Source organism: Bacillus cereus group sp. BfR-BA-01523, assembly GCF_022662615.1.
In the GTDB taxonomy this organism is placed as follows: Bacteria; Bacillota; Bacilli; order Bacillales; family Bacillaceae_G; genus Bacillus_A; species Bacillus_A mycoides.
The window spans coordinates 193218-211014 of record NZ_JAKUDX010000004.1 but is presented as its reverse complement, the minus strand read 5'-3'; the positions used below and the strand labels follow the sequence as shown (position 1 = coordinate 211014).

The following is a 17797-nucleotide window of genomic DNA, read 5'->3' as shown; positions in this document are numbered from 1 at the left end:
CGAAAAAGAGGATTGATATTGTGATTACGAAAAGTTTTTATTTCACTCATGCAACAGGGAATTGTATTAAAATATTTGAAATCCCTGTCCTACAAACACAGCATCCATTAGCGTTTCTAATTCAGTCTCGTCTTCAATTATTTATTGCGAAAATTCAAAAACATAAAAACCCAAGATTCTCGTACTCTTTCCGTGAATATTTACAAAGTTGTTTGAAGTGGAATGATTATTCAAATGTATATAAGACAAATACTCTTGAAAAGAATGCATAAAACACAGCAGGGACAGAGTTAGATAGGCTCTGTCTTTTTCATTTTAGGTATAAAAATATAATTAATTTGGTGAAATTCATTCGAAATTGTTGAAAGCCTCGGGAATGCTAGTATAATAACAGGGAGAGCGTATTGGAAAGGGAAGAATATAATATGCAAAAAATTAAAATTGTAACAGATTCAACGGCAGATTTATCAAAAGATATAATTGAGAAGTATGATATTCATGTTTTACCATTATCTATTTCTGTAAATGGACAAACATACTTAGATCGTGTAGATTTGCAACCGGATGAATTTATTGAAGAAATGATTAAATCAGAAGAATTACCAAAAACATCACAACCGGCTATGGGTACATTTGTAGAAATGTATGACAAGCTAGGCGAAGACGGAAGCCAAGTGCTTTCTATTCATATGACAGGTGGAATGAGCGGTACTGTCGCAACAGCGAATAGTGCTGCATCAATGACAGATACAAAAGTAACAGTTGTTGATTCTCAATTTATTACACATGCTTTAGCATATCAAGTAATTGAAGCTGCAAAAATGGCAAAAGAAGAATGCTCACTAGAAAATATTTTAAAACGTATTGATGAAGTAAGAAAGAATACTCGTTTATATGTTGTCGTAGATACATTAGAGAACTTAGTGAAGGGTGGACGTATCGGTAAAGGGAAAGCTTTTATCGGTTCATTACTTAATATTAAACCTATTGCAAGTTTAGAAGGCGGCGTATATAATCCGGTAACGAAAGTACGTAGCCAAGGGCAGATTGTAAAAACGTTGGCTAAACTATTCGAGGAAGATACTGCTGGAAAAGTGGTGAAAGCTGTTGCGATTCCACATGCTAAAGCAATTCCTTTAGCAGAAAGTGTAAAAGCTGCTGTTGAAAAAGTGAATGGATTCACTCAATCAGAGATTTTCTATACAACACCAGTTATCAGTACTCATACAGGACCAGGAGCAATTGGTTTTATGTATTTAGCAGAGTAATAAAAAAGCTACTTGAAAATTCATTTCAAGTAGCTTTTTTATTATTTCAGGACAGAAAATAAGAAATGAGAAGGGCAATACAGGCGCTACCGCTAATTATATAGCGAGTCTGTAAATAATCTTTCATGGAAAACACCCTTTTCAATTTTTTAAAGTATATGATAAATTACTCGCAAAAATTAGTACTATTATACATGAGAAGTTTCTGTGATTTTTACTGGTTCTTTAACTGGGACAATAGGGCTATAAGTGAAAGTTTGACCTAAAAAGAGAACATGTAGCTGTTCCCACGGTAGCATTCGTAAATTCCAGTTATTTCGTAGTCGTGTTACTGCTTCCCTTGGTGTTTCATCTGCTAAAGCAAAAGTACCATAGTGCATGGGAATGAAATGTGTAGCTTTTATATCTAGATACGCTTGCACAGCTTCTTCTGGTGAAACGTGAGACACTTTCATAAACCATTCTGGTTCATAGGCACCAATTGGCATAAGTGCAATATCGATTGAAAAACGTTTGCCGATCTCTTTAAATCCTTGGAAATAACCACTATCACCACAAAAATAAATGGTTTCTGAAGAAGTCATATTATCAATGATCCATCCTCCCCAGTGAGAGGTGTTCATATCAAATAATGTTCTTCTCGTCCAGTGCTGGGCAGGTACGAAGTGAAAAGAGACTTCATCAATTGTTGTACTTTCCCACCAGTTGTATTCTTCTACATTGGTGAATTTTTTACGAGTAAATAATTTTTTTAGCCCAATAGGAACAAGGTATAAGGTATCATCATTTAGTTGACGAAGAGATGAAAAGTCTAAATGATCGTAATGACCGTGTGAAATAAGAACGATATCGATTTTAGGTAGTTCTTTTATAGTGAGCCCTGGCTCAGTAAGTCGTGGAACTAACTTTAATTTATTAGCCCATACTGGATCTGTTAAAATATTTAAGCCGTTCGTTTGAATGAGAAAAGTTGAATGACCAATCCATGTGACAGTCGTTTTTTCAAAGTTATTTAGTAGAAATTTACTTTGTTTAACAGGTGATTGTTCTACTAGAAAAGAAAAGTCTTTTTTGTTTTGCTTTCTCTCTTTACGCCAACGTAAGAAGGAGCGAATTGATTTTTTTGTACTTGCATTATCCATATTTTCATAGCGCTTTGCCATGAACATCACCTCATTTAAAATCGTTGTAGTTGTATTGTACCGAAATGTTGTTAAGGAATACAGTGTTTAACATGGATTAATGTTTAAGTAATTGTAAAAAAATAGGGGGATTTATTTACAAATTTAACAATGAACTTCGTTTCGCAAATAATGGTTAGAGAAATAATAGTAGTAAAATATATTTTGTCTAGTAATTCGCTTAAAATAAAGAAGTAACATACGTAAATTCGTACGATTTCGTGAACAAATGATGTAAACAATTTTCTCATAGTGTTTACTTTTGTTATGATATACATAACTTACATAAATTAAGGATAGAGAAAAGAGGTTTAATAATGAAGCGTTATCAAAAGTTAATTGGTCTTATGGTTGTATTTTGTCTCTTTGTACTTTCAGGTTGTAGCAGTTCAGGGGCAAAACTCCGTAAACCGTTAAACTGGGATTTGGAAACTTTCCAATTTACAAATCAAGAAGGAAAGCCGTTTGGTACAAAAGATTTAAAAGGGAAAGTTTGGGTAGCTGATTTCATGTTTACAAACTGTCAAACAGTTTGTCCGCCAATGACTGCTAATATGGCGAAATTACAGAAAATGGCTAAGGAAGAGAAATTAGACGTTCAGTTTGTTTCGTTTAGTGTAGACCCTGAACTTGATAAACCAGAAAATTTGAAAGCATTCATTCAAAAGTTTACAGAGGATACAAGTAACTGGAACTTGTTAACTGGTTATTCACTGGAGGATATTACAAAGTTTTCAAAAGATAACTTCCAGTCGCTTGTAGATAAACCAGAGAATGGGCAAGTAATACACGGTACATCATTTTTCTTAGTCGATCAAAATGGAAAAGTAATGAAAAAATATAGCGGCATTAGCAATACGCCATACGAAGATATTATACGTGATATGAAGCGATTAGCTTCTTAAAAAGAAGGGTGCTAAGCACCCTTCTTTTATTAGTATTCAGTCTATGGATAATATGTCATGCTGTTGTGGTAATTTCGGTGCGCGAATTTCTAATACACCGTTTTGATAAGAAGCTTTCGTTGCTTTTTTATTAATTAAATATGGTAACTTAATAATTCTTGACGCTTCTGAAATGGAACGTTCTCGGCGATAATAGTTATGAGATGTTTGTTCTTCTTCCATCTCTTCAAGTATATCTTCTTTTACAGAGACTTTTAAGTATTCGCTTTGTATTTCAATTTGAATTTGTTCTTTTTGTATACCTGGTAGTTCGGCTGTAACGACGAGTTCGTCACCAACTTCGTATAAATCTACTGGGAATGTTAATAAACGGTTTCCTTTTTGGAAAAAATGATTTAAATCAGCAATTACGCCACGAAGAGGCGTTTGTTCGAAAAAATCATCAATTTGTTTTAAATAATTACGAACTGGTGGGCGAGAAGAATCTTTTTTTTCTTCACTCATGGTATTACCTCCTAGAAATCAATTTGCAATATCATATGACAAAAGCGGAGAAAGGTGAGTGCCTAGTTTTCATGTTTTCATAAAAAAATGTTAAAAATGTGAAATGGAGTGAGTTTTTTATAGTTTTTGGTCGCCATATTCAGTTGATTATGCTAGTATAAATAGGGTTGATATAGTAGTATTGAGACAGAATGAAAACTGAAAGAGGGTAAGAAGTATGTGTGGTTTTGTAGGATGTTTATGTGAAAACCCTAGAGAGTTTTCAGAAACAGAAAAACATCAATTTGAAAATATGAACACGATGATTTTCCACCGCGGTCCAGATGACGAAGGATATTTTCGTGATGAACATGTACAATTTGGCTTCCGCCGTTTAAGTATCATTGACTTAGAGGCAGGACATCAGCCGTTAACTTATGAAAATGATCGATATGTAATTATTTTTAATGGTGAAATTTACAATTATGTAGAACTACGTGAAATGTTACTTGAAAAAGGTGCAACTTTTGCTACACAATCTGATACAGAAGTTATCATTGCATTGTATGCACATATGAAAGAAAAATGTGTAGACTACCTTCGTGGTATGTTCGCATTTATGATTTGGGATCGTGAAGAAAAGACACTTTTCGGTGCACGTGACCACTTCGGTATTAAGCCTTTATACATCGCACAACAAGGTGATACTACATTCTTCGCATCTGAGAAGAAAAGTATTATGCATGTAATGGAAGACAAAGGGGTAAACCCAAAGTCACTACAACACTACTTTACGTACCAATATGGTCCAGAGCCAGAAACATTAACAATTGATGTTAACAAAATTGAGCCTGGTCATTACTTCGTAAAAGAAATCGGTAAAGAGATGGAAATCCATCGCTACTGGAATCCTTATTTCAACGCTTCAAGCGCAACGAAAGAGGAGCATATCCAAGCAATTCGTGATGTATTATACGATTCTGTAAAAGTACATATGCGTAGTGATGTACCAGTAGGTTCTTTCTTATCTGGTGGTATCGATTCATCTATTATTGCTTCTATCGCAAGAGAAATGAATCCAAATCTATTAACATTCTCTATTGGTTTCGAACAACGCGGTTTCAGTGAAGTTGATGTTGCGAAAGAAACTGCTGAGAAATTAGGAGTTAAAAACCATAACGTATTCATTACAGCGCAAGAATTTATGGATGAGTTCCCAAAAATCATTTGGCATATGGATGATCCTTTAGCGGATCCAGCAGCTGTACCATTGTATTTCGTTGCGAAAGAAGCGCGTAAACATGTAACGGTTGTTCTTTCTGGTGAAGGTGCAGACGAGCTATTTGGTGGATATAACATTTATCGTGAGCCAAACTCGTTAAAAATGTTCTCTTACATTCCTAGCCCAGGAAAGAGTGTTCTAAAGGCATTAAGTGGTGCTCTTAAAGAAGGGTTTAAAGGAAAAAGCTTCTTAGAGCGTGGATGTACGCCAATCGAAGAGCGTTACTATGGAAATGCGAAAATCTTCCGTGAAGAAGAGAAAGCTGAATTAATGAAGTATTACGATGAAAGTGTTAACTATATGGATATCACGAAACCATTGTATAACGAAATTAAAGATTATGATGATGTAAGTAAAATGCAGTACATTGATATGTTCACATGGTTACGCGGCGATATTTTATTAAAAGCTGATAAAATGACGATGGCAAATTCATTAGAACTTCGTGTACCGTTCTTAGATAAAGAAGTATTTGACGTTGCATCTAAAATTCCGACAGAATTTAAAATTGCAAACGGAACAACGAAAGCTATATTACGTGAAGCTGCTCGTGGAATTGTTCCGGATCACGTGTTAGATCGTAAAAAGCTTGGATTCCCAGTACCAATTCGTCACTGGTTAAAAGATGAAATGCACGATTGGGCTGTAAATATTATTAAAGAAAGCAAAACTGAGCATTTAATCGAAAAACAGTATGTATTAAACTTACTGGAAGCACATTGTGCAGATAAAGGCGATTATAGCCGTAAAATTTGGACTGTACTTGCGTTTATGGTATGGCATCAAATTTATGTTGAGCATAAATACGATACGAATAAGTTCCACGAAGAAACAAAGCGTGCGTATAGCTTAGTTTAATAAAAAACCTTAAGGTCGCATTCGATCTTAAGGTTTTTTTCATAAATTGCATTTATTATTGATACAATAATAGTAAAAGGATGGACAACATATGATTACGTTTGAGAAAGTAAATACAGAAAATGAAAGCGCTGTAAAAGAAATGTTTCACTCACACAGCTTAGATGAGAAAAAGGTTCAGTATTGTGTAAAGGCTGATGATACATATATTGGTGTAATAGATTATAGCGTTCAAGAAGAGAGTGCTATTTTGTCACAGTTAATTATTCATTTTGATTATCAAGGTTATGGATACGGGACAAATACGTATTTTACATTTGAAGAAATGATGAAACAGAGAAATGTGAAAGAAATAAAAGTATTGCAAGAAATGTTTACGGAACAAGCTAAGTCTTTCATAGAGGGATCTGGTTTTATTGAGGAAAATGGGATATATGTAAAGAAAATATAGTGAATATTGATTAGGTGATGATATGAATATAAGGTAGGTGGACGTATGACGATAACTTCTGGTCTTGTATTAGTTGGAGGTTGTTTTATAGTAGCAGAACTATGCCAGACTTTTATTCGGAAAAGAATGTATAAGAAGAGAAGACCATATGAATTACAATATATACCCGTGTTTGTAATTTTGTTTTGTATGCTATTTGTATTGCAAAACATAACGTATTTCCCACCTCTTTTGAACATCTTTTTGAAGTTTGGGTTGCTATATAGCGGCGGTGGGATATTTCTTTTACTTCTTTTATTTTGTATACGTTACATCCATTATCAATCGTATATATTCATTTTAAATTGGCTAAAGCAAAGCGATAGAAACCGCCTTACATAAGGGGGTTTTTTTATTTGTACTTGTAACGGAACTTGTACAATTAACATAAAATAGGACGAGTAGGAATGAAAGCTTATTACAATAAAGAAAGGAATGAAAAAGATATATGAAACTTGTTATAGACGCAGGGCATGGTGGATATGATTCTGGTGCTGTTGGTAATGGGTTAGTGGAAAAAGAGTTAACACTTCAAATTGCTAGACGTGTGCGAGATATTTTATCTGCAAATTATCCAATCAATATTAAAATGACACGTGATAGTGATGTGTTTATCTCTTTATCAGAACGTGCTAATATTGCTAATTCATTTGGTGCAGATTATTTTATCTCATTTCACATTAATAGTGGCGGTGGAACTGGATTTGAAAGTTATATTTACAACGCGCTATCTAATAGTAGTTCCGCATATGAAAAGCAACAAAAGATGCATGCAGCAGTCAATCCTGTATTAACAAAATACGGTCTTCGTGACCGAGGAGCCAAAAAAGCAAATTATGCGGTACTAAGAGAGACTGCAATGGATGCAATTTTAACTGAGACTGCTTTTATTGATACAACGTTTGATGCTAATTTATTGAAAAACCCACAATTTATTGAAGATTTAAGTCAAGCATATGCAAACGGAATAGCAGCTATTTTTGGAGTAGCTCCAAATCCGAATCCTCCAAATCCACAACCTCCAAATCCTCAGCCAACACCACAAACGAAGGGGGTTGCTTATATCCTTGGGAAAAATGTGAATTTAAGAAGTGGTCCATCAACGTCTTCTTCGGTTATTCGTCAACTAAACGCCCCAGAATCGTATGTCGTATATCAGGAAAGTAACGGATGGTTAGACTTAGGAAATGGACAATGGGTGTATAATGACCCTTCGTACATTAATTTTGTAAAGACGAGCAATAGCGATGGAAGTGCAATTGGTGTCGCATATATACAAGGAACGAATGTGAATTTAAGAAGTGGTCCATCAACATCTTCTTCAGTTATTCGTAAATTAAATAATCTAGAATCTTATTTAGTATATATTAATCAAAACGGTTGGTTGAACCTTGGTGGAAATCAATGGGTGTATAATGATCCATCATATATTAAATATAATCAATATTAGGAAATGAGTTTATAATGTAATATGAATGCGTATTTATGTATAACGTAGATACGCATTTTAAGAACGTTTATTATTTTCATACTTATACACTTTATTTTAAAAATAAACATTTGAATAGCGGATAGAATCTAAAATGTATATTACATACATTGACAATGTATGTAATATACATTAATCTTTAATTGTTAATGATAATCGATTTCATCTAGGGAGGACATATGGTACATAGCAAAAAAATATTTATGTTCTGCATTATGATACTTATGGTAATAATCGCAGGGTGTAGCAAAGAAGAGAAAAAAGAAAATGATACATCGGCTAAAGCAAAAGATTCGTATACTGTAAAGCATGCAATGGGTGAAACAACAGTAAATGGTACACCTAAAAAAGTAGTTGTTTTAACAAATGAGGGTGCGGAGGCGCTTTTAGCTGTCGGAGTAACACCAGTTGGAACTACAAAACCACGTGCTGGTGATGAATGGTATCCTCATTTAGCGAAAGATTTAAAAGATACGAAAGTTGTAGGTACTGAGCGTGATATTAATTTAGAGGCAGTTATGAAGCTTAAGCCAGATTTAATTATCGGGAATAAAATGCGTCATGAAAAAATATATGAGCAATTGAACGAAATAGCGCCAACTGTGTACGCTGAAACATTGCGCGGGGATTGGAAAGAAAACTTTACACTCTATACAAAAGCTGTAAATAAAGAAAAAGAAGGGCAAAAGGCTCTTGAAGATTATAAAAAGCGTATTGAAGGAATGAAAGAGAGGTTAGGAGATAAATTGAATTCTAAAGTTTCTATTATTCGCTTCGTACCAGGTGACGTTCGTATTTATCAGAAAAACTCATTCTCAGGTGCTGTTTTAAATGATATTGGATTTAAGCGACCACCACTACAAGATAAAGATGAGTTTGCGATAAAAGGAATTACAAAAGAGCAAATTCCGAATATGGATGGGGACTACATATTCTACTTCACATCTGATAAAGATGCAGATAAGAATAACGAAGGAACCACGTTAGCAAAAGAATGGACAGAAGACCCACTCTTTAAGCAGCTGCAGGCTTCTAAAGACAATAAAGTATTCCAAGCGGATGAAGTAATTTGGAATACAGCAGGCGGTATTAAAGCTGCAAACTTAATGCTAGATGATATTGAAAAATATTTTTTGAAATAAATGAATGGTTGAGTGCATCACTTTAAATAGGTGATGTACTTTTTTTGTTTAGTTAAATACAGAAAATTCCTTCTTTTGAGTGTGGATAAGTTGTACAATAAAACCAATCATGGAATAAAGGAGTGGAAAGGAATGAAAGCTACTCATAAAGATTGGATTTTGTTTAACGGAAGAATTGTGAATACGAAGGAAGAACAGCCGATGGTTGCGTTGGAAGAGCGAGGACTCCAATTTGGTGATGGCATATATGAAGTATTTAGGCTATACGATGGGAAGCCTCATTTATTAGACTTACATTTGGAACGCTTTTTTAAATCTATGAGGGAAATAAATATTGTTCCGCCGTTTACAAAGGAAGATTTAGTTGAAGAACTTCATCAAATGATTGAAAGAAATCAATTTCAAGAGGATGGGAATGTGTATCTTCAAATATCACGTGGAGCTCAAGCTCGAAATCATGTGTATGAAAAAGATTTACAGCCAACATATTTTGCGAATATTGTTTTGTTTCCAAGACCTACCGCTACTATGGAACAAGGAATAAAGGTTACTGTAGAAGAGGATATACGCTGGAAGTTCTGTCATATAAAATCTTTAAACCTTCTACCTAATATCATGATTAAAAATAAAATAAACGAGCAAGGGTATCAAGAAGCGATATTAGTACGAGATGGAGTTGTAACAGAAGGGTGTCATTCGAATTTCTTTATGGTGAAAAATAATAAATTAATTACACATCCGGCCGATAATTTCATTCTACACGGCATTACTCGTCACTACGTTATTACATTAGCGAAAGCTTTACATATTGAAGTAGAAGAGCGTGAATTCTCATTGCAAGAAGTATACGAGGCTGACGAATGTTTCTTTACAGCGACACCACTTGAAATATTCCCTGTTGTTCAAATTGGTGATGAGAAGTTTGGAAGTGGCGAAAGAGGACCAATTACGAAAAAACTACAAGCTGCATATGAAGAAAGTATTAGTTTGTTTAAAGTGACAAATTGATAATGAGGGAAAAAGCTGGTATTCCCCCAGCTTTTTTTCATGATATAATTCAACCATAGGACAAGTTTTGAAAACGCTGTAAAAAGGGGATTTAATATATGAATTATGAAGATTTTAAAGAAGTAATTCACGGTAGACGAAGTGTTAGAAAGTTTACAGAACAAGAAGTATCCACTAGTGATATAAAAGAAATTATTGATTGTGCTCGTTATGCACCGAGTGATACGAACTCACAAACGTGGGAGTTCTTGGTCATTATGAACCGAGAGAAAATTAAAGAAATTGAACAAATGACATGGGATGCATTACATAAACTTGCGGCAAAAGCAGCAGAAAATGGAGAAGAGAAAGCAGGGAAATTACTTACACGTTCTTTCGGTCCATATGCGACAGCTTTCTCTGAGGCGCCAGTATTAATCGTATGTTTGGCAACACCATATGAATCAAAGTTTCGTGAAAAGATATTTGATCCAATTGCCTTCGTTCCTGATTCAGTATGGGAAGAGGAAGGAATTAAGAGTAGCTGTTTAGCAGCACAAAACTTAATGTTGGCTGCACATGCGAGAGGACTGGGTACTTGTCCAATGACAGGACCTGTATTATTAGCTCAAGATGAACTGCGACAATATTTACAAATTGAGCCTCAAAAACAAATTAATATGGTAATTTCACTCGGGTTTCCGAAAGATAAGCCGAAGAAACTTCCAAGAAAAGAAGTAGATGAGATTACAACATTTATTTTCTAAATGTTATGTAGAAAAGACATTGAAATGATTAAAATTAGGTAATGAGTTATAGGATAGTTAGTCTATTATGTAGGCTGATTATCCTTTTGTATTTCCGTTTATAGCGTTGTAATGATGAGAATCAAAAAAAATATATACGTTATACATCAAATCATAAAATGTTAGTTCGTAATTCGATATTCTCGGGATTTATTTTCTTCATTGTATTTACTTTATTAACATATTTACTTTATTAACATATTTACTTTCTGGAGAAGCAATTACCATGAAGGGTTTTACTATAAATGGTATAGGCGGAGTGTTTTTTTATTTAAATTATCTTTATTGATGTAGCGATTAATCTGATTATATTTTTTTAATAATCAGTATCAGCTATATAATCATTAGGTTAAACTTCTATAATGCTTTCAGAATGAAAACGTGATGTTTTTTATGGTAACCAAGTTTATTTTTATCGTTTTGGGGTAACTCGTTCTTGTTAGGTTGAGGGGTATGTGGCGGTACCCCATCGCCATCAAGTTAAAAAACTAATTATCCCCCAAAACGAAAAAAACGAGCTGAATTCACATAAATAACTGTAGAGAGATAAAAATTTCGTTATGGGGGTACTTTAAAATCTTAGTTTGACGAGCATGTGGTGCTACCCCATTGCCAAAATGAAAAAAACTTTTAAAATGGCTTCCTCTGTATTTATGACTCTATTACTTCTGCTAAGCTTTACAACAGGAGCTTTTGCTGATAGAACCTTATTATTAATGATTTACCTAAGGTGCCATACTGTTATGGCGTAGGAGCATATGAGGGCGTTGTGGCACATAGTACTGCGACTCCTGAAGCTCCGGTCATTAATATTCAAAAATATGAAACTCGTACATGGCGAAGCACATTCGTTCACTTTGCAGTGGATTGGAATGGGACGATTCAGATTGAGGATGCAAAGTATATTGCTTACGGGCGGTGGCACTACTGCTAATAAACGATTTGTTCATGTTGAATTATGTGAAACTGCAGATTACACAAAATTCAAACACAGCTATGATAAATATGTTAAATTACTGTCTAAAATTTTACGTGATCGTGGTTTATCTGTAGAAAAAGGATTGTGGACGCATAGCGATGTAACGCATCATCTTGGCGGTACAGATCATGAAGACCCGATTGATTACTTAAAATCTCATGGTGTGTCAGAAGCTCAGTTTAGATCAGATGTAAAACGAGCATACAATAATTCTAGTGTGGATGTTTCTGTAACAGATGGTATTGCTTATATTGAAGGCTACAACGTGAACTTACGTAAAGGCCCTAGTACAAGCTATTCTAAGATTCGTCAGCTAAATAAACCAGAATCGTATGTTGTATGGGGTGAAAAGGATGGTTGGTTAAATCTTGGTTGAGGGCAATGGATTAAGAACGATCCATCTTATGTGAAATTTAGCAAGAAAAGCACAGTAGATTCTTCTATTGTAGGTAAGCGCGTTGTTTCTAAAGTTAATGACCTACGATGCTATCATGCTTCATCTTGGTATGATAAATATGTTGCTGGTTCTGTAGATGCAGGATTAGGATTTATAATTGATGCGAAGATAAGTGTAAATGATTCGTATCAATATAAAGTGCATAATAGTCATGGGCAAGTTTTCTATATTACGGCTATTGATACGTATGTGAATGTGCGTTAATTTAACGAAAAGGACCACCTATTATAGGCGGCCTTTTTCGTGCTGTATGTAACATCATTTAATTGTTATATTTTTCGGTTTTCAATTTTGTGTGTTCATTTAACCAAATATCTATTAGATTTCTTAATGTAATAGTTTCTATTTCAAGAGGGATTTCGATTTCATCCTCATCATACTTATTAAATATAACAGTTTTATCTCTTCGAACATCTGCCCCAAAAATATTCGCACTTATTTTTTCATAATCACTTTTTTCATTTAAAACTTTATCTACAGTTTCTGCTATCCAATCACCGAATTCAGATACCTCTACATTTAAAAAAGCTTCTAAAATATCGAATTCCTTTGGCAGTCTAATAACTAAACTTCCTGTACTAAGTAACTCAAATTTGTAATCCATATTATTTTCTCCCTTAAAAATTAAATTATCGACCTTGTCTTGGAAATGCAGAAATAATTTTACCATTACCAGCTAAAAACAAACGAATGGGTAGGCCGTCTATCCCTACTCCATCATAGATATTAGTATTACCACCCATGTGAATTTTATTGCTGTATGCCTCGTTTATATTGTCTACGATTTGTTGTGGATGCCAATCTTTAGGGAAAAAGGTAGAATAGCCACCATTCGCCGCCTTAGGAATCCCATTCACTTCCACTTGGGCTTTGTATGCCCCATAATCATTAATTCTACGATCTGTGCCGGGAATTATTCTTCCGTGAGTATTCTCTAAAAACTCTGAGTGATACCCCATTGCTTCGCCTCTCCGGGTTATTTCCCCTTCAAGGATATGTTTAAGTGAGTTTGACCGGAAATTCTCAGTTTCTTGTAAACTAGATATGATTTCGCTAGTAGAGAGTGATGAAGTATGATTTTCATTAACAGGATTATTTCCGCTAGAACCAGACTCGTCTTTAGCAAACTGATGAGTCGATAGTTTTTCTTCAGCTTTTCTAAAATCAGGTGTATCAAATGCAGAGCGTATATTATTTCCGCCAGCTAAAGCAAACTCATTGTGATTACGATTGAATAAGGACGCAGCGTCTTGCAAGCTTTGATTAGCGGTTCGTGAAATCTCAGATAATTTTGTGCCAGGTTTCAACATTGCGATTTTATCCACGCCTTTTGTTCCTACGAATAGTTGTCCAACAGCCAATATAGTATGACCAGTCGCGCTTCCATACCATTCTGCACTACTATACGAGTTACCATTGGTAACATCACGATTCCAAGAATCAGAAATTGTTTGTTTTATCGCATTGAACGTATCGACTGGGTGAGAAACGACTTCAATCGTGTTATTAAATGTGTCAATCGGATGGATAACTGCATCTGCAAGTCCTAATAATTCATCACCTATAGCGTCGCCTATTCCCTTTTTAAAGTGATCAGGGACACCTAATCCAGCTTTTTCAAAAGTAGATTCAATTTCATCATCTATAGCGTCTTTTATTTTATTCACATCTTTATACGCTGCATTGATACCATGTTTAAATTTATCATATAAAGACTCATCTGAATTTTTTACTTTACTAAGATCTTCATAAGTTTCTTTGAGACCATGCCAAACTTTGTCACGTAAAGATTCATCTTTTTTCTCACTATTTAACGGACCACACATTGCTCCTTCTTCAAGATTTTCGTCATATGAAGCATCTGCAGTACGGAATTTTTCGGCAATTCGTTTCAAATCCTCTTCCACTTTTATAATCGAATTGATAGATGTAAAAGCTTTTGATCTTGCATCATTGAACATTTGAATGAATTGTTGATTAGAGGCACCAATCCATTGAAAACAGAATTATATTTTCTTATCTTCACTAAGGATCCCCCACATTTTTTTCTCCAATTATATCACATTTAATATTTACAATATTTATCTTAACGTACAGAATCCGCGTTATGTTGGTGCTATCCCAATAAAAAAGGTGTGGACATATTGTACATGTATAATATGTCCACACCTTTGGTTTTATTGTCTTTGAGGTACATTACCTAAATATAATTTAAACAATGTCTTTTTATTTTGAATGGATATTTTTTTAGTGAATTGGGCTAAAATGATGAATAGATTGGAATTACTAATTATTTCTTTAAAAAAATTAATGTTCTTAAAATGAAAGTATGGTACAGTAATCGTGAGCTAGCTAATATTTGTTCATGAAAGTGTTAAAAACTAGTTTTAAAATCAAGAAGTTATTTTTGTATAATAAATTATAATGAAATAACAGGGGGAATGAATTTTGAAGAAATTCATAATCGCTGGATTGTCTGTATTGTTATTAGTAGGCTGTGGTACTCCAAAGGAAAAAGAGGATGCACAGTCAAACCAGGAAGAACAAGTTGTAAATGCAAGTGATGAGAATATGGTCGTATTTCCTGAAGGAGCAGTGCCAATCGGAGAAGGGAAAGTAAAAGTAACTACTCCAGATGGTACTTCTGAAAATGGCAATATACCAACTGTATTCATAAAAAAGGATACTTTAATTCAGCAAGTCGAATTAGAACTTTCCAATTTTCAAAACGATAAAGAAACATTTGTATTTGTAGATCAAATATTTGCAGATAAACATCAAGTAACTAGTACAACACAGACAACAGTACAATTAAAAGAAAAGACGCTTGAGACAGGTAGTCATACGATTACCGCAGCTCAGTTTGAAAACAATGATCCAAAAGGAAAAGTCATTAGCTTGAATCAAGCGACATTTGAAACGAAACCTGCGTCTTAATATGGAAAAAAGTACATTACTCAAAAGTAGTGTACTTTTTAGTTTGGATTGAATTATGTCATTGAGAATAATTTGTTTCACTTTCTAGTACGAATGAATAGAAAGAACTTATTCTTTACTATCATGTAAGAGGAAGGAATTGAAAGTTTGAAACGAGTTATTCGTATTTTCTTATTTATTATAATGTTTTCGGTCATTTGGTTTACTTTACAAGAGGCGGTTGAAGTTACGCTCAATTATCACATTCATGACTTGTTAATTGGAGCTGTATGTTTTGTCATTGTGTATCGGTTTTATCCCGCCTTAACGGACAATAAGAACCCCACTTGAAAATTCGGCACATGCGAGGAAGTTAGGTGGGAGATCAACTTGCCCGTAAAAGCCCGATTGGTGAAGGATAATACCGCCCTATGATTAAAGTTACGCTTTATGATAAACTCGGATTAAGGTAAGTATTGAGTTGGAAATGTAGGGATTTCATTTGAAATGTCGAATAGTACATACGATGTCGTAATAACAAATTTTCTATTGTTTACTGTGAAACAGAAGAAGGAGAGATTGTAGTTATGAAAAGAGCTCTTATAAATATTGATTATACATATGATTTTGTAGCTGAAAAAGGTGCTTTAACATGCGGGAAACCAGGTCAAGAAATTGAGAAGGAACTTGTAAGTGTAACGAAACAATTTATTGAAAAAGGTGATTACGTAGTATTTGCGATCGATAAACATGAAGACAATGATGTATATCATCCAGAAGCGAAATTGTTTCCACCTCATAATATAGCAGGTACAAATGGAAGAGACTTATTTGGTGAATTACAAGATGTATGCGAGAAATATAAAAATGCAGAGAATGTATACTATATGGACAAAACACGTTACAGTGCTTTTGCAGGAACGGATCTAGAAATGAAGCTAAGAGAAAGAGGAATAGGGGAAGTGCATCTTGTAGGTGTATGTACAGATATTTGCGTCCTTCATACAGCAGTAGATGCTTATAACAAAGGGTTTCAAATTGTGGTTTATGAAAAAGCAGTAGCATCTTTTAATGTGCAAGGGCATGAATATGCACTTGGACATTTTAAATCTTGTTTAAATGCAGAAGTGAAGTGAAAAAAAGAGGCCTTCAAAAGGTCTCTTTTTCACATTTAAATAGAGAGGACTTGCTGTTGAATTAACTTTTTAATGAACGGGCTAATCTTTTCTGGTAGCCCATTTAAATCAAAAAATTGTACATGTAATGATTCAGCTTCGTCTGCTTTTAACGAGGTGAGTATTGCGGACTTAAAAGAAAGTCATTTATAAAAAATTCTATTGTAATATCCCTTTAGAGGATTAAAAAGGGTTATAGTAAATAGAAAAGAACATCTGAAGTTGAAAGATTGATTAAAGAGTTATATTGTTGAAGATGAACAATGAATACAAATACATATAGTTAAGAAAGTACGATTTAAGATCAGGATAAAAGATGTTTCGAAAACAAGTTTTGAGATAATCAATAAGTATTTACAATAGATTAGCTCTGCATGAAATTTTCATTAGTAAGGAAGTGGATGGATGAGTTTATTAACGTATACTGAAGAGTTTTTTAATTATGTAAGGGAATTTTTACTTTTACGGTTTTTACTATTTGCTTTAGTTCTTATCATTATTTCTTTTGTTATAAATCGCATTATTGATTGGTTTTTTAGAAAATCAAGCTTTTTTGATGAAGAGGTAGAGCAGACAATTCAAAGTGTAATTCGATCTATTTTTAGGTATATCATTATCATCAGTCTTATCATATATTTAATTAGTCAATTTGTAGATATAAAAAGTATTATTGCAGGTGCAGGGATAGCGGGAGTTGTCATCGGTTTTGCTGCACAACAGATGCTAAAAGATGTAATATTAGGCTTTGCAAGATTAGCGGACAAAGAGTTCCGTGTTGGCGATTTTGTTACTTTTAACGGAACAAATTCAGGAACCATTGAGGAAATTAGTGTTCGTTTTATGCAAATTCGTGAATGGTCAGGAAAACTCCTTACCATACCACACGGAGAGATTAGAACGATACAAAATTTTAATAAAGGATGGATGCGAGTTATTGAACGCATCACAGTAAGTTATCAGGAAGATCCTACAAGAGTTAAGGAATTGTTAGAGGAAGTGTGTGTTATTTGTAATGAAAAATTGGATCAAGGTCTTTATAGAGTAGATGATGAAGCTGTTGAACCATTTAAATATGTTGGAGTTACAGACTTAAATCCTAACCTTAAATATGTTGGATATGAATTTTGTATTACAGGTTTGATTAAACCGGAAGATTATTTTGAAACTTCTAGACAAGTAAGATTTGAATTAATGTCTATTTTCCATAAAAATCAAGTGCAAATGCCAGCAGCGAATATGTTCGTTAACACTGAAAGTTTACAGAATATCCATGTGGGACAATCTTTATCAGACAGTTAATGAAAACTAGCTAATTTCTGTTTTGGTTTAAAATTTAGATTTGCAAATCAGTAGATTTGAATGAACTGTATGGGATATCT

16 protein-coding genes and 3 pseudogenes are annotated in these 17797 nt (G+C 34.0%); 14 read left to right on the top strand and 5 right to left on the bottom strand.

Features of this window, described 5'->3' with window-relative positions; all coding sequences use genetic code 11:
- Positions 1-20 precede the first annotated feature (20 nt).
- Both MR066_RS13045 and MR066_RS13040 read left to right on the top strand, forming a co-directional pair.
- Entirely contained in the window at positions 21-272 is a 252-nt protein-coding gene (locus MR066_RS13045) for a DUF2535 family protein (RefSeq protein ID WP_002012715.1), read from the top strand.
- A gap of 153 nt (positions 273-425) precedes the next feature.
- The gene (locus tag MR066_RS13040) at positions 426-1268 is read left to right on the top strand and encodes a DegV family protein (RefSeq protein WP_242247422.1); all 843 of its coding nucleotides are present in this window, start codon (positions 426-428) and stop codon (positions 1266-1268) included.
- Between the two features lie 188 nt (positions 1269-1456).
- Here the strand turns inward: MR066_RS13040 and MR066_RS13035 are convergent, their stop codons facing one another.
- Positions 1457-2431, bottom strand: coding sequence for an MBL fold metallo-hydrolase (locus tag MR066_RS13035; protein WP_063219616.1), 975 nt, complete (start codon positions 2429-2431; stop codon positions 1457-1459).
- 335 nt (positions 2432-2766) lie between these two features.
- On the opposite strand from MR066_RS13035, the gene MR066_RS13030 reads away from it, so the two are divergent.
- Complete coding sequence (locus tag MR066_RS13030) at positions 2767-3354, top strand: SCO family protein (protein WP_242247421.1); 588 nt, start codon at positions 2767-2769, stop codon at positions 3352-3354.
- Positions 3355-3390: 36 nt separating this feature from the next.
- Here MR066_RS13030 and MR066_RS13025 read toward each other — a convergent pair whose 3' ends face one another.
- Complete coding sequence (locus MR066_RS13025; RefSeq protein ID WP_016092684.1) at positions 3391-3858, bottom strand: Hsp20/alpha crystallin family protein; 468 nt, start codon at positions 3856-3858, stop codon at positions 3391-3393.
- A 217-nt stretch (positions 3859-4075) separates the two neighbouring features.
- Here MR066_RS13025 and asnB point away from each other — a divergent pair, with 217 nt between their 5' ends.
- The 8 genes and pseudogenes from asnB (at position 4076) to MR066_RS12985 (ending at position 12531) form a co-directional block, all read left to right on the top strand.
- The gene (gene asnB / locus MR066_RS13020) at positions 4076-5977 is read left to right on the top strand and encodes an asparagine synthase (glutamine-hydrolyzing) (RefSeq protein ID WP_002012706.1); all 1902 of its coding nucleotides are present in this window, start codon (positions 4076-4078) and stop codon (positions 5975-5977) included.
- Between the two features lie 91 nt (positions 5978-6068).
- Positions 6069-6428: a GNAT family N-acetyltransferase gene (locus MR066_RS13015; RefSeq protein WP_113768884.1), complete on the top strand. Its 360-nt coding sequence runs from the start codon at positions 6069-6071 to the stop codon at positions 6426-6428.
- A gap of 45 nt (positions 6429-6473) precedes the next feature.
- The gene (locus MR066_RS13010) at positions 6474-6809 is read left to right on the top strand and encodes a hypothetical protein (RefSeq protein ID WP_242247420.1); all 336 of its coding nucleotides are present in this window, start codon (positions 6474-6476) and stop codon (positions 6807-6809) included.
- A gap of 106 nt (positions 6810-6915) precedes the next feature.
- Positions 6916-7917 (top strand): N-acetylmuramoyl-L-alanine amidase, encoded by a 1002-nt coding sequence (locus tag MR066_RS13005; RefSeq protein WP_242247419.1) that lies wholly within the window; start codon positions 6916-6918, stop codon positions 7915-7917.
- A 218-nt stretch (positions 7918-8135) separates the two neighbouring features.
- Positions 8136-9098 carry an ABC transporter substrate-binding protein gene (locus MR066_RS13000; protein ID WP_242247418.1) on the top strand — a complete coding sequence of 321 codons (963 nt, stop codon included), beginning with the start codon at positions 8136-8138 and terminating at the stop codon, positions 9096-9098.
- A 132-nt stretch (positions 9099-9230) separates the two neighbouring features.
- Positions 9231-10106 (top strand): D-amino-acid transaminase, encoded by an 876-nt coding sequence (gene dat / locus MR066_RS12995; protein WP_242247417.1) that lies wholly within the window; start codon positions 9231-9233, stop codon positions 10104-10106.
- Positions 10107-10204: 98 nt separating this feature from the next.
- Positions 10205-10852 (top strand): nitroreductase family protein, encoded by a 648-nt coding sequence (locus tag MR066_RS12990; protein ID WP_242247416.1) that lies wholly within the window; start codon positions 10205-10207, stop codon positions 10850-10852.
- Between the two features lie 656 nt (positions 10853-11508).
- Positions 11509-12531, top strand: a pseudogene (locus MR066_RS12985) (peptidoglycan recognition protein family protein).
- A 58-nt stretch (positions 12532-12589) separates the two neighbouring features.
- On the opposite strand, the gene MR066_RS12980 reads toward MR066_RS12985, so the two are convergent.
- Together MR066_RS12980 and MR066_RS12975 are read right to left on the bottom strand one after the other, a co-directional pair.
- A complete protein-coding gene (locus MR066_RS12980; protein ID WP_061688421.1) occupies positions 12590-12931 on the bottom strand; it encodes a hypothetical protein in 342 nt (113 codons plus the stop codon).
- Positions 12932-12956: 25 nt separating this feature from the next.
- A pseudogene (locus MR066_RS12975) lies at positions 12957-14330 on the bottom strand (EndoU domain-containing protein); the annotation flags it as partial.
- 445 nt (positions 14331-14775) lie between these two features.
- Here MR066_RS12975 and MR066_RS12970 point away from each other — a divergent pair.
- Complete coding sequence (locus tag MR066_RS12970) at positions 14776-15264, top strand: putative periplasmic lipoprotein (RefSeq protein WP_002065200.1); 489 nt, start codon at positions 14776-14778, stop codon at positions 15262-15264.
- A 566-nt stretch (positions 15265-15830) separates the two neighbouring features.
- On the top strand, positions 15831-16379 hold the full coding sequence (locus tag MR066_RS12960; RefSeq protein ID WP_242247415.1) for a cysteine hydrolase family protein: 549 nt from the start codon (positions 15831-15833) through the stop codon (positions 16377-16379).
- Between the two features lie 35 nt (positions 16380-16414).
- Here the strand turns inward: MR066_RS12960 and MR066_RS12955 are convergent.
- Positions 16415-16534, bottom strand: a pseudogene (locus tag MR066_RS12955) (NUDIX hydrolase); the annotation flags it as partial.
- A 289-nt stretch (positions 16535-16823) separates the two neighbouring features.
- Between MR066_RS12955 and MR066_RS12950 the strand changes: the two are divergent.
- Positions 16824-17717: a mechanosensitive ion channel family protein gene (locus MR066_RS12950; RefSeq protein ID WP_044441895.1), complete on the top strand. Its 894-nt coding sequence runs from the start codon at positions 16824-16826 to the stop codon at positions 17715-17717.
- Positions 17718-17797 lie beyond the last annotated feature (80 nt).